This window comes from Actinacidiphila alni (genome assembly GCF_900112845.1).
Lineage (GTDB): Bacteria > Actinomycetota > Actinomycetes > Streptomycetales > Streptomycetaceae > Actinacidiphila > Actinacidiphila alni.
Genome location: NZ_FONG01000011.1, coordinates 56891 through 78073, shown reverse-complemented (window position 1 = coordinate 78073; position 21183 = coordinate 56891). Strand labels below are relative to the sequence as shown.

18 protein-coding genes are annotated in these 21183 nt (G+C 72.6%); 13 read left to right on the top strand and 5 right to left on the bottom strand.

Features of this window, described 5'->3' with window-relative positions:
• Positions 1-25: 25 nt before the first annotated feature.
• Positions 26-259 (top strand): chaplin ChpH, encoded by a 234-nt coding sequence (gene chpH, locus BM076_RS19520; protein WP_093714905.1) that lies wholly within the window; start codon positions 26-28, stop codon positions 257-259.
• 110 nt (positions 260-369) lie between these two features.
• Here the strand turns inward: chpH and BM076_RS19515 are convergent, their stop codons facing one another.
• The gene (locus BM076_RS19515; protein ID WP_093714904.1) at positions 370-558 is read right to left on the bottom strand and encodes a DUF5703 family protein; all 189 of its coding nucleotides are present in this window, start codon (positions 556-558) and stop codon (positions 370-372) included.
• A gap of 48 nt (positions 559-606) precedes the next feature.
• On the opposite strand from BM076_RS19515, the gene BM076_RS19510 reads away from it, so the two are divergent.
• Positions 607-1218 carry a hypothetical protein gene (locus BM076_RS19510; protein ID WP_093714903.1) on the top strand — a complete coding sequence of 204 codons (612 nt, stop codon included), beginning with the start codon at positions 607-609 and terminating at the stop codon, positions 1216-1218.
• Positions 1219-1323: 105 nt separating this feature from the next.
• Here BM076_RS19510 and BM076_RS19505 read toward each other — a convergent pair whose 3' ends face one another.
• A complete protein-coding gene (locus BM076_RS19505; protein WP_407640681.1) occupies positions 1324-3864 on the bottom strand; it encodes a helix-hairpin-helix domain-containing protein in 2541 nt (846 codons plus the stop codon).
• A gap of 28 nt (positions 3865-3892) precedes the next feature.
• Positions 3893-4873: an aldo/keto reductase gene (locus BM076_RS19500; protein ID WP_093714902.1), complete on the bottom strand. Its 981-nt coding sequence runs from the start codon at positions 4871-4873 to the stop codon at positions 3893-3895.
• Between the two features lie 128 nt (positions 4874-5001).
• Between BM076_RS19500 and BM076_RS19495 the strand changes: the two genes are divergently transcribed.
• Complete coding sequence (locus BM076_RS19495; protein ID WP_093714901.1) at positions 5002-6051, top strand: LLM class F420-dependent oxidoreductase; 1050 nt, start codon at positions 5002-5004, stop codon at positions 6049-6051.
• A 77-nt stretch (positions 6052-6128) separates the two neighbouring features.
• Here the strand turns inward: BM076_RS19495 and BM076_RS19490 are convergent, their stop codons facing one another.
• A complete protein-coding gene (locus tag BM076_RS19490) occupies positions 6129-6740 on the bottom strand; it encodes a hypothetical protein (protein WP_093715052.1) in 612 nt (203 codons plus the stop codon).
• A gap of 213 nt (positions 6741-6953) precedes the next feature.
• On the opposite strand from BM076_RS19490, the gene BM076_RS19485 reads away from it, so the two are divergent.
• The 5 genes from BM076_RS19485 to BM076_RS19465 all read left to right on the top strand — a co-directional run bounded on the left by BM076_RS19485 (position 6954) and on the right by BM076_RS19465 (position 13958).
• Positions 6954-7709 (top strand): histidine phosphatase family protein, encoded by a 756-nt coding sequence (locus BM076_RS19485; RefSeq protein WP_093715051.1) that lies wholly within the window; start codon positions 6954-6956, stop codon positions 7707-7709.
• Between the two features lie 103 nt (positions 7710-7812).
• Positions 7813-8403: a DUF3090 domain-containing protein gene (locus BM076_RS19480; RefSeq protein WP_093714900.1), complete on the top strand. Its 591-nt coding sequence runs from the start codon at positions 7813-7815 to the stop codon at positions 8401-8403.
• On the top strand, positions 8367-9329 hold the full coding sequence (locus BM076_RS19475; RefSeq protein WP_093714899.1) for an SCO1664 family protein: 963 nt from the start codon (positions 8367-8369) through the stop codon (positions 9327-9329). The genes BM076_RS19480 and BM076_RS19475 overlap by 37 nt, the downstream gene beginning before the upstream one ends.
• A 220-nt stretch (positions 9330-9549) precedes the next feature.
• On the top strand, positions 9550-10779 hold the full coding sequence (mshC, locus tag BM076_RS19470) for a cysteine--1-D-myo-inosityl 2-amino-2-deoxy-alpha-D-glucopyranoside ligase (RefSeq protein WP_093714898.1): 1230 nt from the start codon (positions 9550-9552) through the stop codon (positions 10777-10779).
• 125 nt (positions 10780-10904) lie between these two features.
• Complete coding sequence (locus BM076_RS19465) at positions 10905-13958, top strand: NPCBM/NEW2 domain-containing protein (RefSeq protein ID WP_093714897.1); 3054 nt, start codon at positions 10905-10907, stop codon at positions 13956-13958.
• Between the two features lie 42 nt (positions 13959-14000).
• Here the strand turns inward: BM076_RS19465 and BM076_RS19460 are convergent, their stop codons facing one another.
• Positions 14001-15023: a PAC2 family protein gene (locus BM076_RS19460; RefSeq protein ID WP_093714896.1), complete on the bottom strand. Its 1023-nt coding sequence runs from the start codon at positions 15021-15023 to the stop codon at positions 14001-14003.
• A 296-nt stretch (positions 15024-15319) separates the two neighbouring features.
• Between BM076_RS19460 and BM076_RS19455 the strand changes: the two genes are divergently transcribed.
• The 5 genes from BM076_RS19455 to BM076_RS19435 all read left to right on the top strand — a co-directional run bounded on the left by BM076_RS19455 (position 15320) and on the right by BM076_RS19435 (position 21160).
• Entirely contained in the window at positions 15320-16636 is a 1317-nt protein-coding gene (locus BM076_RS19455; protein WP_093714895.1) for an enolase C-terminal domain-like protein, read from the top strand.
• Positions 16633-17442: an SDR family NAD(P)-dependent oxidoreductase gene (locus BM076_RS19450; protein ID WP_093714894.1), complete on the top strand. Its 810-nt coding sequence runs from the start codon at positions 16633-16635 to the stop codon at positions 17440-17442. The genes BM076_RS19455 and BM076_RS19450 overlap by 4 nt, the downstream gene beginning before the upstream one ends.
• Positions 17443-17528: 86 nt before the next feature.
• A complete protein-coding gene (locus tag BM076_RS19445) occupies positions 17529-18566 on the top strand; it encodes a sugar ABC transporter substrate-binding protein (protein WP_093714893.1) in 1038 nt (345 codons plus the stop codon).
• Positions 18567-18569: 3 nt separating this feature from the next.
• Positions 18570-20126: a sugar ABC transporter ATP-binding protein gene (locus BM076_RS19440; protein ID WP_093714892.1), complete on the top strand. Its 1557-nt coding sequence runs from the start codon at positions 18570-18572 to the stop codon at positions 20124-20126.
• On the top strand, positions 20123-21160 hold the full coding sequence (locus BM076_RS19435; protein ID WP_093714891.1) for an ABC transporter permease: 1038 nt from the start codon (positions 20123-20125) through the stop codon (positions 21158-21160). Before BM076_RS19440 ends, BM076_RS19435 begins: the two co-directional genes overlap by 4 nt.
• Positions 21161-21183 lie beyond the last annotated feature (23 nt).

Sequence of the window (21183 nt, the reverse complement as noted above, 5' to 3'; positions counted from 1 at the left end):
GCACTTGTCAATCAGGAGGAAGAAAATGATCAAGAAGGTCGTAGCCGCTGCGGCTGTCACCGGCGGTCTCGTGCTCGCGGGCGCCGGCATGGCTGTCGCCGACTCCGGCGCCCAGGGCGCCGCTGTGCAGTCTCCCGGCGTGCTGTCCGGCAACCTGATCCAGATCCCCGTGCACGTGCCGGTCAACGCGTGCGGCAACACGGTCTCCGTGATCGGTCTGCTCAACCCGGCCTTCGGCAACTACTGCGTCAACAAGTAGTCGACCGACAGGCCCGGCATGTCGGAACCGGCCCCGGACGCGCGTATGCCGCGCGCCGGGGCCGGACCCGTGTCCGGGCTCTTGCGGGCGGCACTCCTACGGCGGCGGGCTCACCATGTGGCCCGCACCTGGCGGATGATCCTGCGGCGCAGCCGCACCCTGCGACTGCCGTCGGCGTAAAGCCGGACCCGGTCCAGTTCCCAGTGCCCGTACTCGGCCTCGTCCGTCAGCAGTCGCGTCGCTTCCTTGCGGGAGACCCCGCGTGCGACGTACATCTCTCTGAATTCGTATTCCGGCATCGCTATCTATTGTGCGGGCAACACCCCGGTGCGGATAGCGTCTGCCTCATGTCTGATGACGTGCAGCCCACCGTTGCCGAGGTCCGAGCCGCTGTCGAGGCGGTCAAGGCCGCGCTGGACCGCCACCTCGAGGCGATCGAGCACCGTACGGGCGAAGACGATCCCGCCGTTTACGCGGCGTTCGAGTCACTGGCCTCGGCCGCCGAGACCTACGACGAGTTGCTGTACGACACCTACGACGAGGTGACTCCCTTCGAGGTGCCGGCCGGTGACTCGATGCCGGAGTACACCGGGCCCGAGGACCCCGAGGCGATCAGCGTGCTGATCCGCCGCGACTACACCATCGTCGAGCCGGACCGGCTCTTCGCCCAGGCCAGACGGGCCGACGAGGACGACAGCGCGGCCGACGCCACCGTGAACGCGGCCGTCGGGGTGATCTTCGGGGAGTACGAACCCGACGAGATCGCCCAGCGGCACAAGGAGTTCGGCCTGGAGGAGGGCGACTCCACGGTGTGGGTCTCGGCCGCGCAGGAGGCGGCGGAACCGGGGGAGTGGCTGGAGGCGCCCTTCGAACAGGCCGATCCGCAGCTGGTGATCTGCCGGTTCGACGTGAGCGCGGTCTTCGACGACGAGTTGGGGGCGCTCGATCCGGACCGCTGAGGCGGTCGTTCTCGCGGCTTACGGCTTACGGCTTACGGCGCGGGCGGGGGCGGACAGTGCCGAACTGTCCGCCCCCGCCTCTCGTGTGTCGGCCGCCGACAGCCGTCAGTCGGTGGCCAGCTCGCGCAGCACCGTCACCAGCCGGGTCGTACGGGGCGCCGCGGGCGGACCCGCCACCGCCTGGGCCAGGCCCTGGTCGGCGCCCTGCACCACCGACAGGTGCCGCTCGCCGCGGGCGAACGCCGTGTAGACCCAGGAGCGGGTCAGCAGCGGTCCCGCGTCGCCCGGTACGACCACCACCACGGCGGGCCAGCGCATACCGGCGGCCTGGTGGCCGGTGATCGCCCAGCCGTGCCGGACGGTGGCCGCGACGTCCGCGCGCGGTACGAGGACGGGCCCGTCCTCGCACTCCAGCCGCAGCCCGTCCGGCTCCGCGCCGACGACGGTGCCCGGCAGCGTACGGCCCGGGACCGGTACGTGGACGACGCGGTCGCCGGGGTCGAAGCCGGCGAAGCGGCCGGGGCCGGGGTTGAGGCGTTCCTTCAGCGCGGCGTTGAGCACGCGGGTGCCGACGGCGCCGCCGTGGCCCGGGGTGATGACCTGGGTGCGGTCGGCGGGGACGCCGAGGGCGCGGGGTACGGAGTCGGCGACGAGCTGCACCGTACGGTGCACGGCTTCGCGCGGGTCGCGCACCGGGACGACCACGACCTCCTTGTCCGGGGCGTCCACGGGGGCGAGTTCGCCGATGCCGACCAGGGAGGTCAGCTCGCCGATCGGGCCCGGGTCGGGGGTGCGGGAGGCCGCGCGCGGGCAGATCTTCGCGGCCAGCAGGTCGGCGAAGGCGTGGCCGGGGCCGGCGGACCACATGGCGTGCTCGTCGCCGCTGAGGACGAGGCGGGCGCCGTCGGGCACCGCCTCCACCAAGGTGGCGGCCTCCTCGGTGCCCAACTGCTGGGCGTCCAGCACCGCCAGCACGTCCAGGGCGAGGGCGCCGTCGGGCGCGCGGCCCGGACCCTGCGTGCCCGCAAGCAGCGCTTCGACGGTCACGGCCGCGTCCTCGCCGAGGGCGTCGGCGAGCCTGCGCCTGCCGTTGGCGGTGTACGCGGCGGCGTACGCCCGCAGGCCCGCCGCGCGGGCGGCGGCCACCAGGGCGACCGGCTCCTCGCGGGCCGCCTCGCCGCCGGAGTGCACGACCAGGCCGCTGCCGGCCGCGGCCCGGATCAGGTCGGCGGCCGAGCGGGAGGGGGCGCCCGCGGCGGCCTGCTCCCAGTCGGCGCCGTCGCCCTCGCTCTCGAAGGAACGCAGCAGGCGGACGCAGCCGTCCGCGAGGCTCTCCTCGGCGAGGGCGTAACGGTCGAGGCCGACGAGCAGGGGGACGTCCGGCTCGGACTCCTCCTCGTCCTCCTCGGCGGGCGCTTCCGCGCCGGGCTTCCCGGGATTCTCCGGGAAGACCAGGACCCGGCCGTCGGCGGCGGCCGAGGCCAGGGCGGCGGCCGGGTCGGGTACGGCACGGGCCGCCAGCGCCGATTCCAGGTCGGCGGCGCGCAGGGCGGTGTGGCCCTGGTCGGCGGCGCGCTCCAGCAGCCAGCCGACCAGGGCGTTCGCGCGCCGCTCGTCGTCCGGGCGGCACTCCGCGCCGAGCAGTGCCCGCGCGAAGGCGTCCGCGGGTTCCATCCGCACCCCGGGCAGCCCGAGCACCAGCCAGGGATCCGCCCGCAGCGCCTCCCCGGCCCGCTCCCCGAGCGCCCGTACGGCCGCCTCCCCCAACTCCCCGGGCGCGCCGCCCTCCTCCAGCACCACCCGCGTCGCCGCCACGGCCCCCGCATCCACCTCGACCTTCCGCGATGCCGCAGCCGCCCCGCCCTGCGCCCCGCTCCCGCGACCACCCGCGTCCGCCCGCCCGGCCCGCCCGACCGAACTCGCGTCGGCGCCGAAAGCTTCGCGCCCGTGCTCGCCGGCTCCCGCGCCCGAAGCGTGCGGCGCCCGCCTTTCCTGGCCGGACGGCCCGGCGGCCGTGTCCTCGGCACGGGGGTCTGCTTCGGCCTCGGCGGCTTCCGCCCCGGTATGTTCCGCAGCCGCACCTGCGGTGTCCGGTGCTTGACCCGCGTCGCCGGGCCCCGCGACGGCCGTTCCCTCGGTGCCTGCCGGGTCGGCGGCCTCGCTGCCGTGCTCGCCGGCTTCCGGGCCGGGACCGTCCTGCGTCCCCGTCCCGCCGGTACCGTCCGGGCCCTCGCCTCCGGCGCCTTCCGTAGCGCTGTCGCGGTCGGCGTCGGCGGTCGCCGTGTCCTCGGTCGCCGCACCGGCGGCATCCGTGCTCCCGGCCGCGGCGGGCGTCGCCGTCGTGTCAGTGGTCCCGACCGGGGGTGTGTCCTCGGTGGTGGCTTCCGCCGGGGCGGCGGGCTGGGGTGTCGCGGCGGTGCCCGCCGCTTCCGCTGCTTCGGCGGCCTGCATCGCGGCGGCCTCCGCGGCCATCGCCTCGCGGCGTTTGCGGCGGGCCTCGGCGGCGTCGCCGCGGGGGGCCGGGGCCGCGGGGTTCTCGCCGCGTTCGATGGAGCGGACGGCGGCCGCGAGGGCGGCGAGGTCGGGGGCCGGGGCGGTACGGGACGCCGGGACTCCGGCGGAACCGTCCGTGGGGCGGTCGGTCACTGCGGCCTCCGTGGGACGTGCGTGCCGTTCAGAGCGTGCTCCAGTCGTGGTCCGGATAGCGGTGCAGCGGCGCCGACACATCGTCGAGCGCCAGACAGATCTCATCCGGAAGCGTAAGTGCCTCCACTGACAACGAGGCGATGAGCTGCTGCGCGTTGCGCGCCCCGAGGATGGGCGCGGCGACCCCGGGCCGGTCGCGTACCCACGCGAGGGCGACGTGCAGCGGCGAGACCGCCAGACCGTCGGCCGCTATGGCCAGCGCGTCCACGATGAGCCGCGCCGTCTCGTCGAGATAGGGCGCGACGAAAGCGGCCATGTCCTCGGAGCCGCCGCGCGACTCCGGCGGCGTCCCGTGCCGGTACTTGCCCGTGAGCACGCCCCGGCCCAGCGGCGAGGACGGCAGCAGTCCGACGCCGAGGTCCACCGCCGCGGGCAGCACCTCCCGCTCCACACCGCGCTGGAGCAGCGAGTACTCCATCTGCGTACTGGCCAGCGGGGTGCGCCCCGGCGCGGCCAGCTGCCAGGTCGCGGCCTTGGACAGCTGCCAGCCGCAGAAGTTGGACACCCCGACGTAGCGCGCCCGCCCGGAGCTGACCGCGATGTCCAGCGCCTGGAGCGTCTCCTCCAGCGGCGTCCCGGGATCGAAGGCGTGCACCTGCCACAGGTCGACGTAGTCCGTGCCCAGCCGCTGCAAGGACGCGTCGAGCGCGGACAGCAGATGCCCGCGCGAGGCGTCGAACCGCCGGTCGGGGTCGGGCACACTGCCCGCCTTGGTGGCGATGACCAGGTCGGACCGTGGCACCAGATCCTCGATCAGCCGCCCGAGCAGATACTCGGCGCCGCCGTCCGCGTAGACGTCCGCGGTGTCGACCAGGGTGCCCCCGGCGTCCCAGAACGCCTTGAGCTGGTCGGCGGCGTCGCGTTCGCCGGTGTTGCGCCCCCAGGTGAGCGTGCCGAGCCCGAGCCGGGACACGCGCAACCCGGTGCGGCCGAGGTGCCTTTGCTCCATGGGCGCTGAGATTACTGCCCGCGCCGGTCGAATGGGCGGCAGTGACGTACCTGACAGGCCACCACGCCCCGGGTGGGCGCTACAGTCCGGAGTGACAACGACGTTACTCATCAGTAAAGGGGAGCGGTATGCGGCTCGGGATCAACCTCGGCTACTGGGGCGCCGGGATGGACGCGGACAACCTTGCCGTCGCCCAGGAGGCGGACCGGCTCGGCTACGCGGTGTGCTGGGCGGCCGAGGCGTACGGTTCCGACGCCCCCACCGTGCTCTCCTGGGTCGCCGCCCAGACCGAGCGGATCGACGTCGGCTCGGCGATCTTCCAGATCCCGGCGCGCACCCCGGCGATGACGGCGATGACCGCCGCGACCCTGGACTCGCTGTCCGGCGGCCGCTTCCGGCTCGGCCTCGGCGTGTCGGGCCCGCAGGTCTCCGAGGGCTGGTACGGCGTCAAATTCGACAAGCCGCTGTCCCGCACCCGCGAGTACGTGGAGATCGTCCGCAAGGCGATGACCCGCGAGCGGCTCAGCTACGAGGGCGAGCACTGGACGCTGCCGCTGCCCGGCGGCCCCGGCAAGCCGATCAAGCTCACCGTGCACCCCGAGCGCGAGTACATCCCGCTGTACATCGCCGCGATCGGCCCCAAGAACCTGGAGCAGACCGGCGAGATCGCCGACGGCGCCCTGCTGATCTTCCCGTCCGCCGCCCATCTGGAGGAGACCGCGCTGCGGCACATCAGGGCGGGCCGCGAGAAGGCCGGCCTGACGCTGGACGGCTTCGACGTCAGCCCCACGCTGCCGCTGGCCCTCGGCGACGACGTCGCCGCGCTCGCCGACATCTTCCGCCCGTACACCGCGCTGTACGTCGGCGGCATGGGCAGCCGCAAGCAGAACTTCTACAACCAGCTCGCCCAGCGGATGGGGTACGAGAAGGAGGCCGCCGAGATCCAGGACAAGTACCTGGCGGGCGACAAGAACGGCGCGGGCGCGGCCGTACCGCAGGACCTGATCGACTCCACCTGCCTGCTCGGCACCGTCGACCGGATCGCGGACCGGCTGCGCGAGTACGCCGCGGCCGGGGTGACCACGCTCAATGTGACACCCGCGGGCTTCACGCTCGACGAGCGGATCGCGGGCCTGCGCGCCGGCGTCGAGGCGCTGGAGCGCGCGGGCGTCGCCTGAGCCGTACGACACGCCCGGGCGGCCGGGCGCGCTCACGGGGGATCCGTGCCCCGTGAGCGCACCCGGTCCCGTCCTGCCTAGTGGGGCACCAACTGCCCCAGCAGCCGCCCGAACGCGATCAGCCGCGCTATCTGCCCGGCCCCGCCGTCGTCCAGCGACTTGCTGAAACGGAACGCCTCGGGACGGAACTTGGCGGAGGTGACCGGCAGCGGCGAGTCCGGATCGGACTGCACCGCGCTCATCTCGTGCGGCATCGCGGTGGCCAGCACCAGATACACCCCGCGGTCGATCCGCCGCCCCAACTCGTCGCGCCCCACCAGGGTGCGCATCCCGACGTGCCCGATCGAGTCCAGCGGCAGCACCTGCACCGACGAGTCCAGCACGGTCCCGCCCGGCGCCTTGTCGTCGGCCAGTTCCTCGCTGTGCCACAGGATCAGCCGCCGCCCGTCGCAGACCGCGGCCTCCTGCCACACCGAGGTGCCCGCCTCGGTCAGGTCGACCACCCGCTCCAGCGTGAAACCGCGCACCCGGCGGCGGCCCAGCACACCCCCGATGGCGTCGAGCGCGACATCGGCGTGCAGGAAGTAGGCGTCGGCCGCGTCCTCGAGACGTCCGTACGGCGACCAGTCCGAGCCGGCCGGCCCGGTCCGGCGCGCGGCCGGACGGCTCCTCGTCGCCTTGCTGAACATCTCCACCTGCTTCGCGATCCCGACGGCTGCCCGACAACTGAAGGGGCCCCTCGACCCCTAGACCTTACCCAGGGGGCAAGTCGGTGAGGGTCACGCCGGGGGCAAGCGGATCGCGGGAATTCAGCGGCCGTGGTGGGGGCTCGGGGGGATCTTCCCCGCCACGGCCGTCACCCAGCACAACGGGTGTGCCGCGGAAGGGTTACGGTGGCGGGCATGCCCACCGTGATCCTTGTCCGGCACGGCCGGTCGACCGCCAACGCCGACGGAGTGCTGGCCGGATGGAGTCCGGGCGTGGCCCTGGACGACACCGGCCGGGCCCAGGCCACCGTGCTCGCCGCCCGGCTCGCCGCCCTGCCGCTCGCCGCCGTCGTCAGCAGCCCGTTGCAGCGCTGCCAGGAGACCCTGCGACCGCTGCTGGACACCCGGCCCGAACTGCCGTCGCACACCGACGAGCGGATCGGCGAGTGCCACTACGGCGACTGGACCGGCCGCAAGCTGGGCGAACTGGCCGGCGAACCGCTGTGGAAGACCGTTCAGCAGCACCCGTCGGCGGCCGTCTTCCCCGGCGAGGAGGGCGAATCGCTGCGCGCGATGCAGGCCCGCGCGGTGGACGCGGTACGCGACTGGAACGCCAGGATCGAGGCCGAGTACGGGCCGGACGCGCTCTACCTGATGTGCTCGCACGGCGACATCATCAAGTCGCTGGCCGCCGACGCCCTCGGCATGCACCTCGACCTCTTCCAGCGGATCAGCACCGACCCCTGCTCGGTGACGGTGATCCGCTACACCCCGCACCGCCCGTTCCTGCTGCGGCTCGGCGACACCGGCGACCTGACCCCGCTGATCCCGCCGCCCCCGCGGGACAATGGGAAGGACGGGCAGCAGGACACCGCCGACGCTTCGGACACCTCCGACGCCGACGACCACAGCGGCGACGCGGTCGTCGGGGGCTCCACCGGCGCCCCGTGATCAGCTTCCGCAGTAGGGTGGGGGACCGGCAGGCGGAACACAGAATGCCACCACAAGCGCATCGCACCATCGCAGCGATTCAGTCGAGATAACGGAGCGGGACGTGCCCCGTCAGGTCTTCTTCTACGAGCACCCGGACCGTTTCGTGGCCGGGACGGTCGGACAGCCGGGCCAGCGGACCTTCTTCCTCCAGGCCACCGCCAAGGGCAGGACCACCAGTGTCGCCCTGGAGAAGACGCAGGTGGCGGCGCTCGCCGAGCGGGTGGACGAACTGCTGGACGAGGTGGTGCGCAGGTCCGGCGGCAACGCCCCGGTGCCCGCCGTCGCCCCCGCGGAACTGGCCGACTCCGCGCCGCTGGACGCCCCGGTCGAGGAGGAGTTCCGGGTCGGCACCATGGCATTGGCCTGGGACGGCGCCCACGACCGGATGGTCATCGAGGCACAGGCGCTGGTCGAGCTGAGCGGTGAGGACGACGACGATCTGGAGGCGGCCGAGGAGGAGCTGCTCCAGGACGACGAGAACGGCCCCCCGCTGCTGCGCGTGCTGCTGACCGGCGCCCAGGCCCGCTCCTTCGCCAAGCGCGCCCTCGACGTGGTCTCCGCGGGCCGCCCGCCGTGCCCGCTGTGCAGCCTCCCCCTGGACCCGGAAGGACACGTATGCCCGCGTCAGAACGGGTACCGGAGGTCGGCCTGAAGCCGGCGGCCCGCCCGGGCCCCGAAGCGGGCGCGCGGCCCGGCCCCGAGGTGCTGCTGCACGGCGAGCTGACCGTACGCGGCCAGGTGCGCGACGCGTCCAACGCCGTGCTGTTCTGCGAGACGGAGTACGAGGGCCGCCGCTACGCGTGCGCGTACAAGCCGGTGGCCGGGGAACGGCCGCTGTGGGACTTCCCCGACGGCACCCTCGCCCAGCGCGAGGTGGCCGCGTACTTGGTCTCGGAGGCGACCGGCTGGGGCCTGGTGCCGCCCACGGTGCTGCGGGACGGGCCGTACGGCGAGGGCATGGTCCAGCTCTGGATCGACCCGCCGGACCTGGGAGCGGAAGCGGACGAGGGCTCGGACGGGGACTCGGACGGGGCGGAGGCCGATGACGCCGACGCCGACGCCGATGATGTTGTTACCGACGACGGCGAGGACGACGGGCGGCCGGAGCTGTTCGGGCTGACCGAGGACACCGAGCCCGCCCCCGGCTGGAAGCGCGTCGTCGAGGCCCAGTTGGAGAACGGCCGCAACGCTCTGCTGGTGCACGCGGACGACATACGCCTGCGCCGCCTGGCCGTGCTGGACGCCGTCATCAACAACGCCGACCGCAAGGGCGGTCATCTGCTCGCCGCCTCCGACGGGCGGCTCTACGGCATCGACCACGGGGTGACCTTCCACGCCGAGGACAAGCTGCGCACCCTGCTGTGGGGCTGGGCGGGCGAGCCGCTGACCGACGAGGCCGTGGCCGTCCTGCACACCCTTCAGCGGGAGCTGTCCGGGGCGCTCGGCGACCGGCTCGGCGAGCTGATCACCGAGGCGGAGACGGCCGCGCTGCGGGCCAGGACGGACCGGCTGCTGCGGTCCGGGATCCATCCGGCGCCGGGCGGCGACTGGCCGTCGATCCCCTGGCCGCCGGTCTGACGGACCGGCCGGGGGCGGGCGGGGATGGCCGGGGACGGTCGGTCGGAGGAGCGCAGCCGCCGGGCCGCCGCGCCCGGTCCCGCAGGCCCGCGAGTCCCGGTCCGGGACGCCCGCCGACGACGGCCCGAGGGGCCCGTCGGCCCCGCCCCGTGGCCGCTGCGTGACGCATTTCCCCAGCTCCGGTTCGTTTGCCGGTCGTGCGCACGGTTAATCTCATGACATGCATGCCTGGCCCGCTTCCGACGTCCCCGCCCTTCCCGGCACTGGACGCGCACTCCGTCTCCACGACACCGCGACCGGTGGGCCGCTGACGATCGATCCGGGCCCGGTGGCCCGGATCTATGTCTGCGGGATCACCCCCTACGACGCCACCCACCTGGGGCACGCGGCCACGTACAACGCGTTCGACCTGGTGCAGCGCGTGTGGCTCGACACCAAGCGGCAGGTGGAGTACGTCCAGAACGTCACCGACATCGACGACCCGCTGCTGGAGCGGGCGAACGCCACCGGTGACGACTGGACGGAGCTGGCCGAGCGGGAGACCGCGCTCTTCCGCGAGGACATGACCGCGCTGCGGATGCTGCCGCCCGCCCACTACATCGGCGCGGTCGAGGCCATCCCGGGCATCGTCCCGCTGATCGAGCGGCTGCGGGACGCCGGCGCCGCGTACGAACTGGGCACCGACGTCTACTTCTCGGTCGCGGCCGACCCCGACTTCGGCAAGGTCTCCAACCTGGACGCGGAGGCGATGCGCGTCCTGTCCGCCGAGCGCGGCGGCGACCCGGACCGGCCGGGCAAGAAGAACCCGCTGGACCCGATGCTGTGGATGGGCGCCCGCGAGGGCGAGCCGAGCTGGGACGGCGGCTCGCTCGGCCCCGGCCGCCCCGGCTGGCACATCGAGTGCGTGGCGATCGCGCTCGACCACCTCGGCATGGGCTTCGACGTCCAGGGCGGCGGCTCCGACCTGGCCTTCCCGCACCACGAGATGGGCGCCTCGCACGCGCAGGTGCTGACCGGCGAGTACCCGTACGCGAAGGCGTACGTGCACGCCGGAATGGTCGCGCTGCACGGCGAGAAGATGTCGAAGTCCAAGGGCAATCTGGTCTTCGTCTCGGCGCTGCGCCGCGACGGCGTGGACCCGGCGGCGATCCGGCTCGCCCTGCTCGCGCACCACTACCGCTCGGACTGGGAGTGGACGGACGCGGTGCTCGCCGAGGCCGTGGACCGGCTCGGGCGCTGGCGCGCCGCCGTCTCGCGGCCGGACGGACCGGCCGCCGACGCGCTGCTGGAGGAGATCCGCGAGGCGCTCGCCGACGACCTGGACGCGCCGCGCGCGCTGGCCGCCGTGGACCGCTGGGCCGCCGCGCAGGAGGCCGACGGCGGGACGGACACCGGTGCGCCCGGTCTGGTCTCCCGCGCCGTGGACGCGCTGCTGGGCGTCGCCCTGTAGCCACCCCGGAGCCGGCCTCGTCACGGCGCCCCGCCGGACTTCACCGCCCCTGGACTCCCCGGAGTCCAGGGGCGGTTTCTGTCGTGCCCATGGTCGAATGCTCGATTTTGCGCTAAACACGCTTCATGCAAACAAGAGTGCGCACTAGAGTGGCGCTTGCCGGTGCGGCCGTGCTCGGTCTGCTCCTTGCCTTCGCCGGCCCCGGCGGCGCCCAGGCCGCCGCGCCCGACCCGTCGGCCACGACGTCCGTCGGGGACGTGACCGGCTTCGACCACGACGGCTCCGTCTACGGGCTGCACGCCGGCCAGGCGCAGGCGCGGGTCAGCTTCGTGTCCACCGACACCTTCCGCATCGAACTCGCCCCGGACGGCACCTTCACCGACCCCACCGGCGACGACATCGTCCTTCCGCAGGGCGCCCCGCCCGCCACGCGCTGGAAGGACGCGGGCGACGCCTACGAACTGAGCACCTCGGCCGTCACGCTGCGGGCCTACAAGGTGCCGCTGCGCTTCGCGCTCTACAAGGCGGACGGCACCCGCATCTGGGCCGAGACCAAGCCGCTGAGCTGGACCGGGGACAGCACCACCCAGACCCTGACCCGCGGCGCCACCGAGCAGTTCTACGGCGGCGGCATGCAGAACGGCAGCGGCAACACCTCGCACCGCGGCAAGACCGTCCAGGTCAGCGTGGACGGCAACTGGAACGACGGCGGGCACCCCAACTCCGTGCCCTTCTACCTCTCCACGGCCGGCTACGGCGTCTTCCGCAACACCTACGCGCCCAACACCTACGCGTTCGGCGACCCGGTGACCGCCAGCGCGAAGGAACAGCGCTTCGACGCCTACTACTTCGCCGGCGACGCCAAGCAGGTCATCGGCGACTACACCAAGCTCACCGGCAAGCCCTTCCTGCCGCCGATCTACGGCCTGGAGCCGGGCGACTCCGACTGCTACCTGCACAACGCCAACCGCGGTGAACGGCACACCCTGGACGCGCTCGACGTGGCCGCCGACTACACCGCCAACGACATGCCGAACGGCTGGATGCTGGTCAACGACGGCTACGGCTGCGGCTACGAGAACCTGCCGGAGACCTCGGCGGGCCTGGCACAGCAGAAGATGAAGCTCGGCCTGTGGACCGAGGACGGCCTCGACAAGCTCGCCGACCAGGTCAAGGCGGGCCAGCGGGTCGCCAAGCTGGACGTCGCCTGGGTCGGCGACGGCTACAAGCACGCGCTGGACGGCTGCAAGGCCGCCTACCAGGGCATCGAGGACAACAGCGACGCGCGCGGCTTCACCTGGGCGCCGGAGAGCTGGTCGGGCGCGCAGCGCTGCGGAGTGCAGTGGTCCGGCGACCAGTACGGCACCTGGGACTACATCCGCTGGCAGATCCCGACCTACGCCGGCGCCACGATGTCCGGCCTCGCCTACACCTCCGGCGACATCGACGGCATCTTCGGCGGCAGCGCCGACACGTACACCCGCGACCTGGAATGGAAGTCCTTCCTGCCCGCCGTGATGAGCATGGACGGCTGGGCGGCGAGCGACAAGCAGCCGTACCAGTACGGGGAGCCGTACACCTCGATCAACCGGAAGTACCTCAAGCTCAAGGAGTCGCTGCTGCCGTACATGTACAGCTACGCGGCCGAGGCGAACCGTACCGGGGTCGGCGCGGTCCGGCCGCTGGCGCTGGAGTACCCCGACGACCCGAAGGCGGCCACCGACGCGGCGAAGTACGAATTCCTGTCCGGCCAGGACTTCCTGGTGGCGCCCGTCTACCAGGACAGCACGGTGCGCGACGGGATCTACCTGCCCAAGGGCACCTGGACCGACTACTGGACCGGCCGGATCTACCACGGCCCGACCACCGTCGACGGCTACAGCGCGCCGCTCGGCACCCTGCCGCTGTTCGTCAAGGCCGGCGCCGCCGTGCCGATGTGGCCCGGCATCAGGTCGTACCAGGACCGCACCGCGGACTCCCCGCTCGCCTGGGACGTCTACCCGCAGGGCAATTCGTCCTTCACCCTCTACGAGGACGACGGCGTCACCCGGCAGAGCCGTGACGGCAAGTACGCGCAGCAGAAGGTGACCGTCGCCGCTCCGCGGTCCGGCGCGGGCGACGTGAGCGTGAACGTCGGCGCCAGTGTCGGCGACTTCAAGGGGAAGCAGACCTCGCGGCCGTACGACTTCACGCTGCACACCGGTGACGCGCCCGGCGCGGTGCTGCTGGAGAACCGGCCGCTGCCGCGGCTCGGCAGCAAGGCCGCCTTCGACAAGGCGACGCAGGGCTGGTGGTACGACGCGGCCGACCGCGGGGGAGTGGTGCGGGTCAAGACCGCGAGCCGGTCCACCGCGCACGCCTTCACGCTGCGGCTGGCGGGTGCCAGCGCGCTCGGCGGCCGGGTGCCGGACTCCGCCGCCGTCGTCTCCGCGCCCGCGGGCCAGGAGACCGGCGCCGGGGTGGCCTCCGACGTCACGGTGGACCTGACGGCGGGCCGGCTGCCGGTGGTCGGCGCCAAGGTGTCGCTCCAGGTGCCGGACGGCTGGCAGGTGTCGGCGCCGCGGACCGTGCCGGTGCTGACCGCGGGCGCCACCAAGCGGCTGACCTTCTCCGTCACGCCGCCCGCCGGGGTCAAGGCCGGGCAGGCGGTGCTCACCGCGCGCGCCGACTACCTGTCGTCGGCGCCGGGGCGGGTCGCCACCCAGCCCTTCGCGGTCGCGGCGATGCCCGCACCGCCGACCACCGACACGTACGCGAGCGATCTGACCTGGCTGACCTCGACCAACGGCTGGGGTCCGCCGGAACGCGACCGCAGCAACGGCGAGTCGGCGGCCGACGACGGCCACACCCTGACCCTGGCGGGGAAGACGTACGCCAAGGGCATCGGGGCGCACGCCGCCTCCGACATCGAGGTGTACCTCGGCGGCCGGTGCTCGGTGTTCAGCGCCGACGTCGGTATCGACGACGAGATCAACGGCTACGGCTCGGTGACCTTCTCCGTCGTCGCGGACGGCACCACGCTGTGGACGTCACCGGTGCTCACCGGGGCGTCGGACACGGTGCCGGTGTCCGTGCCGGTCACGGGCGCCAGGCACGTCCATCTGAAGATCACCCCGGCCGCGGCCTCGCTGAGCGGCGACCACGGGGACTGGGCGGACGCGACGTTCCACTGCGCGTGACCGGTTGAACAGGGGGGTGAGGGGGCGGGCCCCCTCACCCCCCTACTTGCTGTCCTCCGGCGATTCGCCGTCGCCGTCCTCGTCCGCGCCGCCGTCCGGCCCGGAACTCGGCTCCGGGCCCGGATCGGTGTCGGTGTCGATGTCCCGGTCCGGGCGCGGCGACTGCGCCCGCTCCCGGAACTGCGGCACCCCGCCCTCGCCCTCGCTCGCGTACTCCCCGGCCTGCGGGTCGCGGCGGCGCAGATAGCGCTCGAATTCCTTGGCGATCGCCTCGCCTGACGCCTCGGGCAGCTCCGCGGTGTCCCGCGCCTCCTCCAGCGTCTGTACGTACTCGGCGACTTCGCTGTCCTCGGCGGCGAGCTGGTCCACCCCGACCTGCCAGGCGCGCGCGTCCTCCGGCAGCTCGCCCTGCGGGATGCGCAGGTCCAGCAGGTCCTCGAGGCGGTTGAGCAGCGCCAGCGTGGCCTTGGGGTTGGGCGGCTGCGACACATAGTGCGGCACCGCGGCCCACAGGCTCACCGCGGGGATGCCCGCGTGCGTGCACGCCTCCTGGAGGATGCCGACGATGCCGGTCGGCCCCTCGTAGCGGGACTCCTCCAGATTGAGGGTGGTGGCAAGGTCCGGGTCCGAGGTCACCCCGGTGACCGGGACCGGCCGGGTGTGCGGGGTGTCGCCGAGCAGCGCGCCGAGCACCACGACCATTTCCACGCCCAGTTCATGGGCGAAGCCGAGGATCTCGTTGCAGAACGAACGCCAGCGCATGCTCGGTTCGATGCCGCGCACCAGCACCAGGTCGCGGGGCTTGGGCGTCGTGATCCTGACGACCGACAGCCGGGTGGTGGGCCACACGACGCGGCGCACCCCGCCGTCCATCCAGACCGTGGGGCGGTTCACCTGGAAGTCGTAGTAGTCCTCGGCGTCGAGCGCGGCGAAGACCTCGCCCTTGAACTCCCGGTCCATGTGCCCGACCGCGGTCGAGGCGGCGTCCCCGGCGTCGTTCCAGCCCTCGAACGCGGCCACCATGACCGGGTCGATCAGCTCGGGTACCCCCTCGAGCTCGATCACCCAGCGCCTCCTTCCGACCGGCCGGGCGCGGCAGCGTCCCCGTACCGGCTGCTGTTCCTGCACGTGCGGCACCAGCCTACGGCGTCATGGGCGGGGCACGGTGTGCGGCGACGCGCGACCGGCGGCGGGCCGGCGCGCGCACGGCGGCCGACCTGCGGAAGGCCCGCAACGGGCGCCGACCGAGACATCCGATCTGTTATCCACGAACTTTGGTCAGCCCCTGGACGCACACCATCACGCGCCGCTATACATCGGATCATCAAGAAAAGATCCGATGTCTCACGACGGGGGTGTGCATGAGTCCGACCATTACCGAGGTCGACGTGTACGACATCCGCTTTCCGACCTCGGAGCAGCTCGACGGCTCGGACGCCATGAACCCCGACCCCGACTACTCCGCCGCCTACGTCATGCTCCGTACGGACTCGCCCGGCGGCCTGGCGGGTTACGGTCTGTGCTTCACGATCGGGCGCGGCAACGACGTCGTCGCCGCCGCCATCGCCACCCTGCGACCCTACGTGGTCGGCCGCTCCGTGGACAGTGTCACGGGCGACCTCGGCGCCTTCTACCGCCTGCTCACCCATGACTCCCAACTGCGCTGGCTCGGCCCGGAGAAGGGCGTGATGCACATGGCGGCCGGCGCGGTCGTCAACGCCGCCTGGGACCTGGCCGCCCGCCAGGCCGGGCTGCCGGTCTGGGAACTGCTCGCCGGGATGAGCCCGGAACAGCTCGTGGACATGGTCGACTTCCGCTACCTCAGCGACGCCCTGACCCGCGACGAGGCGCTGGAGATCCTGCGCCGCGCGGAACCCGGCCGCGCCGCGCGCGCCGCCGAACTGCGCCGCCACGGCTACCCCGCCTACACCACGGAACCCGGCTGGATCGGCTACTCCGACGACAAACTGACCCGGCTGTCCAAGGAAGCGGTCGCCGCGGGCTTCCGGCAGATCAAGCTCAAGGTCGGCGGCGACCTCGACGACGACCTGCGCCGGATGCGGCTGGCCCGCGACGCCGTCGGCCCCGACATCAGGATCGCCGTCGACGCCAACCAGCGCTGGGACGTGGCCGACGCGGTCGGCTGGATGCGGGCACTGGCCCCCTTCGACCCGTACTGGATCGAGGAACCCACCAGCCCCGACGACGTCCTCGCGCACGCCGCGATCCGCGCCGGGCAGCCCGTCCCCGTCGCCACCGGCGAACACGTCGCCAACCGCGTGGTGTTCAAACAGCTCCTCCAGGCCGGCGCCGTGGACTTCGTCCAGATCGACGCCGCCCGGGTGGCGGGCGTCAACGAGAACATCGCGATCCTGCTGCTCGCCGCCAAATTCGGCGTCCCGGTCTGCCCGCACGCCGGCGGCGTCGGCCTGTGCGAACTCGTCCAGCACCTGTCGATGTTCGACTACGTCGCCGTCTCCGGCAGCTGGGACGACCGCGTGATCGAATACGTCCCGCATCTGCACGAGCACTTCACCGATCCCGTGGTGATGGACCACGGCCGCTACCGCGCCCCGGCCGCCCCGGGCTTCTCCGCCCGCATCGTCCCGGAGTCGCTCGCCGACTACCGCTACCCGGACGGCCCGGTGTGGCAGGCCCGACAGGAGTTGACCCGATGAGCACCAGCGCCGACCAGGCACCCGGCACCGCCCCCGGCCGCGACCTCGCGGGCCTGACCGCCCTCGTCACCGGCGGCGCCTCCGGCATCGGCGCCGCCACCGCGGCGCTGCTGACCGCACGCGGCGCCCGGGTCGCCGTCCTCGACCGCGACCCCGCGGGCGCGCCGGCCGGCACCTACGCGGTCGCCGCCGACGTCACCGACGACGCCGCGGTACGGGCCGGCGTCGCCGAGGCCGTCGCCGAACTCGGCGGCCTGCACATCCTGGTGAGCAACGCCGGGATCGGCGCCATCGGCACCGTCGAGGACAACGCCGACGACGAATGGCTGCGGGTGCTCGACATCAATGTGCTCGGCATGGTGCGGACCGCCCGCGCCGCCCTGCCGCACCTGCGCGAGGCCGCCGCCGTACGCCCCGGCAGCGCCTCCATCACCAACACCTGCTCGATCGCCGCGACCGCCGGCCTGCCGCAGCGGGCGCTGTACAGCGCGAGCAAGGGCGCGGTGCTCTCCCTCACCCTGGCGATGGCCGCCGACCACGTACGCGAGGGCGTCCGCGTCAACTGCGTGAACCCCGGAACCGCCGACACCCCCTGGATCGGCCGCCTCCTCGACCAGGCCGAGGACCCGGCCGCCGAGCGCGCGGCCCTGGACGCCCGCCAGCCGATGGGCCGGCTGGTGTCCGCCGACGAGGTCGCCGCGGCCATCGTCTACCTGGCGAGTCCCGCCGCGGCGAGCGTGACCGGAACCGCGCTCGCCGTCGACGGCGGAATGCAGGGACTGCGCCTGCGGCCCGCCGCGACCTGAACCGCGGAACCGCCGAGCGGCAGCACCACCCGCACCACCTCTCCACCGCGCCGACACACACAACTTGGGAAAGGCAGGACTCGACGATGAGACTGCGCAGAACGTCCGTGGCCGCCTGTGCCGCACTGCTCGCGGTCGCCGCCCTCGCCGGGTGCAACCGGGGCAGCGACGACAAGGCGGGCAGCTCCGGCAAGGTCGGCATCGACCTGCCGCGTTCCGACAGCGACTTCTGGAACTCGTACAACAGCTACATAGAAAAGGGCGTCAAGGCCGGCGACGTCTCCGCGCTGCCCCGCACCAACTCGCAGAACGACATCGGCAAGCTCGTCGCCAATGTGCAGAGCTTCGCCAACGAGGGCGCCAAGGCGATCGTGATGGCCCCGCAGGACACCGGCGCCATCGCCTCCACGCTCGACCAGATGGCCAAGAAGAAGATCCCGGTGATCAGCGTCGACACCCGCCCCGACAAGGGCCCGGTCTACATGGTCGTCCGCGCCGACAACAAGGCGTACGGCACCAAGGCGTGCGAATACCTGGGTGAGCAGCTGAAGGGCAAGGGCAAGGTCGCCGAATTCGAGGGCGACCTGTCCTCCATCAACGGCCGGGACCGCTCCGAGGCGTTCGCCGCCTGCATGAAGAGCAAGTACCCGGGCATCAAGGTGATCCCGCTGGTCACCAACTGGGACGGCGCCACCGCCTCGGCCAAGCTGCAGACCACGCTCGCCTCCGACCCGGACCTGAACGGCATCTACATGCAGGCCGGCGGCGTCTTCCTCCAGCCCACCCTCGCGCTGCTCCAGCAGAAGAACCTGCTCAAGCCGGCCGGCACCGCGGGCCACATCACGATCATCTCCAACGACGGCATCCCCGAGGAGTTCAAGGCCATCAAGGCCGGGCAGATCGACGCCACCGTCTCCCAGCCCGCCGACCTGTACGCGAAGTACGCGCTGTACTACGCCAAGGAGGCGCTGGCGGGCAAGACGTTCGAGCCGGGCACGACCGACCACGACTCCACGATCATCAAGATCCCCAACGGTCTTGAGGACCAGCTCCCCGCCCCGCTGGTCACCAAGGACAACGTGGACGACAGCAGCCTGTGGGCCAACCAGCTGGGGAAGAGCTGAGCCATGAGCGAGGCCGTACCGCCCGCCGCGGTCCACGCGGAGGGCATCGTCAAACGGTTCGGGGCCACCGTGGCCCTGGACCGGGTCGGCATCACCGTCGCGGCCGGCGACTCGCACGCGCTCGTCGGCCGCAACGGGGCGGGCAAGTCCACGCTGGTCTCGGTCCTGACCGGGCTGCACACCCCGGACGCCGGGCGGGTCTCCTTCCAGGGAGAGCCCGCGCCGGCGGCCGGCGACACCGCCGCCTGGCAGACCAAAGTCGCCTGCGTCTACCAGAAGTCGATGGTGGTGCCCGACCTCACCGTCGCGGAGAATCTCTTCCTCAACCGCTTCGACCGCGGCCGGATCCGCTGGTCCGCGCTGCGCGCCCGGGCCCGCGACCTGCTCGCCGAGTACGGGGTCGACGTCGACCCCACCGTGCGGGCCGGTGATCTCACCGTCGAGCAGGGGCAGTTCGTCGAGATCGCGAGGGCGCTGTCCTTCGGCGCCCGCTTCATCATCCTCGACGAACCCACCGCGCAGCTCGACGCGGCGGGCATCGACCGGCTCTTCACCAAGCTGCGCGAACTGCAACGCCAGGGCGTGGCCTTCCTGTTCATCTCGCACCACCTCCAGGAGGTCTACGACCTGTGCAGCACCGTCACGGTCTACCGTGACGCCCGCCATGTGGTGACCGCGCCCGTCGCGGAACTGAGCAAGGCCGAACTGGTCGAGGCGATGACCGGCGAGGCGGCCAAGGCCGAACTGGCCTGGCACGCCAAGCGGTCCGCGCGGGACACCGCTACGACAGGAGTGACGGACACGGCGGCGGGCGAGGCCGTGCTGCGCGCCGAAGGGCTCGCCCTCGACGGCGCCTTCGAGAGCATCGACTTCGCCGTGCGCCCCGGCGAGGTGCTGGGCCTGGCCGGAGCCACCGCCAGCGGCAACACCGCGCTCGGCGAGACCTTGGTGGGTCTGCGCAAGGCCAGCGGCGGCCGCACCCTGGTCGCGGGCAGGGCCGTACGCCCTGGCAGCGTCGCGCACGCGCTCGGCGCCGGAATCGGCTACGTCCCGGAGGACCGGCACCGGCAGGGCCTGGTGCTCGGCCGCAGCGTCGCGGAGAACGCCACCCTCACGGTGACCGACCAGCTCGGCCCGTACGGCACCGTACTGCCGTCCAGGACCAGGGAGTTCGCCCAGCGCATGATCAGCTCGCTGGACATCAAGACCTCGGGGCCCGGACAGCCCGTCGCCGACCTGTCCGGCGGCAATCAGCAGAAGGTCGTCATCGCCCGCGCCCTGGCCCGTGAGCCGCGCGTCCTGGTGGCGGTGCGGCCCACCGCCGGCGTGGACGTGAAGTCCAAGGACGCGCTGCTCGGCGTCGTCCGTGGCGTCGCCGACCGCGGCGACGCGGCCGTCATCGTCTCCGACGAACTGGACGACCTGCGGGTCTGCGACCGGGTGATCGCGCTGTTCCACGGGCGGGTGATCGCCGAGTTCGGCAGTGGATGGACCGACCGGGACCTGGTCTCGGCCATGGAAGGGCTGCCCGCGGGCGGCGACGAGGGAGCCGAGGAATGAGTGACACCAGCCAGTTGACCGCCGACGTGGCGGCCGTGGACAACACCCGGCGCCCGGCGCCGCGCATCCAGCTCACCCGCTACCGGGACCTGTCCCTGCTGCCGGTGATCCTGCTGCTGGGCGTCATCGGCTTCATCGTGTCGCCCACCTTCCTGACCTCCGACAATCTCCTCGGGGTGCTCCAGCAGTGCAGCGAACTGAGCCTGCTGGTGCTCGGCGAGGCGATGATCCTGATCAGCGGCCGGATGGACCTGTCGCTGGAGTCCACCATCGGTGTCGCGCCGGTGGTCGCGATGTGGCTGGTGATGCCGAGCAGCGGCCCCGCCACCTATCACGGCATCGGGCTGATGCCCGGCTGGACCTCGATCCCGCTGTGCCTGCTGGTCGGCGTGGTCATCGGCGCCTTCAACGGATTCCTGATCCTGAAACTGCGGGTCAACGGCTTCATCGCCACCCTCGGCATGCTCACCATGCTCCGCGGCCTCCAGGACGGCATCTCGCAGGGCAAGTCCATCGTCGAGGTGCCCGCGTCCTTCTCCTATCTCGGCGGCGCGTCCTGGCTCGGCGCGCCGGCCGCGGTCTGGATCTGCCTGGTGCTGTTCGTGCTCGGCGGCCTGGCGCTGGGCTATCTGCGGCACGGCCGCGCGCTCTACGCGATCGGCGGCAACAAGGAGGCGGCCCGCGCGGCCGGCATCCGGGTCGACCTGATCACCTGGATCGTGCTCGCCGTCGCCGGACTGCTGGCCGCCTTCGCGGGCGTCCTCTACGTCGGCCACTACGGCGCGATCTCCTCGACGCAGGGCAACGGCTGGATCTTCCAGGTCTTCGCCGCCACCGTCATCGGCGGGGTCAGCCTCAACGGCGGCAAGGGCACCCTCTTCGGCGCCCTCACCGGTGTCATCGCCCTGCAACTCGTCGTGAACGTCACGACGCTGGGCGGAGTGCCGCCGCTGTGGGACAAGTTCCTCTACGGTGCGATCATCATCGTCGCGCTGATCATCTCCCGCTTCGCCAGCGGCGAGAAGCAGGATTGACCCCCTTCAAGGGAGAGACGAGG

Excerpts from the sequence above, each read along its gene's own strand:
- chpH (WP_093714905.1), top strand. The coding sequence starts at position 26 with ATGATCAAGAAGGTCGTAGCCGCTGCGGCTGTCACCGGCGGTCTCGTG.
- BM076_RS19515 (WP_093714904.1), bottom strand. The coding sequence starts at position 558 with ATGCCGGAATACGAATTCAGAGAGATGTACGTCGCACGCGGGGTCTCC.
- BM076_RS19510 (WP_093714903.1), top strand. The coding sequence starts at position 607 with ATGTCTGATGACGTGCAGCCCACCGTTGCCGAGGTCCGAGCCGCTGTC.
- BM076_RS19500 (WP_093714902.1), bottom strand. The coding sequence starts at position 4,873 with ATGGAGCAAAGGCACCTCGGCCGCACCGGGTTGCGCGTGTCCCGGCTC.
- BM076_RS19495 (WP_093714901.1), top strand. The coding sequence starts at position 5,002 with ATGCGGCTCGGGATCAACCTCGGCTACTGGGGCGCCGGGATGGACGCG.
- BM076_RS19490 (WP_093715052.1), bottom strand. The coding sequence starts at position 6,740 with ATGTTCAGCAAGGCGACGAGGAGCCGTCCGGCCGCGCGCCGGACCGGG.
- BM076_RS19485 (WP_093715051.1), top strand. The coding sequence starts at position 6,954 with ATGCCCACCGTGATCCTTGTCCGGCACGGCCGGTCGACCGCCAACGCC.
- BM076_RS19475 (WP_093714899.1), top strand. The coding sequence starts at position 8,367 with ATGCCCGCGTCAGAACGGGTACCGGAGGTCGGCCTGAAGCCGGCGGCC.
- mshC (WP_093714898.1), top strand. The coding sequence starts at position 9,550 with ATGCATGCCTGGCCCGCTTCCGACGTCCCCGCCCTTCCCGGCACTGGA.
- BM076_RS19465 (WP_093714897.1), top strand. The coding sequence starts at position 10,905 with ATGCAAACAAGAGTGCGCACTAGAGTGGCGCTTGCCGGTGCGGCCGTG.
- BM076_RS19455 (WP_093714895.1), top strand. The coding sequence starts at position 15,320 with ATGAGTCCGACCATTACCGAGGTCGACGTGTACGACATCCGCTTTCCG.
- BM076_RS19450 (WP_093714894.1), top strand. The coding sequence starts at position 16,633 with ATGAGCACCAGCGCCGACCAGGCACCCGGCACCGCCCCCGGCCGCGAC.
- BM076_RS19445 (WP_093714893.1), top strand. The coding sequence starts at position 17,529 with ATGAGACTGCGCAGAACGTCCGTGGCCGCCTGTGCCGCACTGCTCGCG.
- BM076_RS19440 (WP_093714892.1), top strand. The coding sequence starts at position 18,570 with ATGAGCGAGGCCGTACCGCCCGCCGCGGTCCACGCGGAGGGCATCGTC.
- BM076_RS19435 (WP_093714891.1), top strand. The coding sequence starts at position 20,123 with ATGAGTGACACCAGCCAGTTGACCGCCGACGTGGCGGCCGTGGACAAC.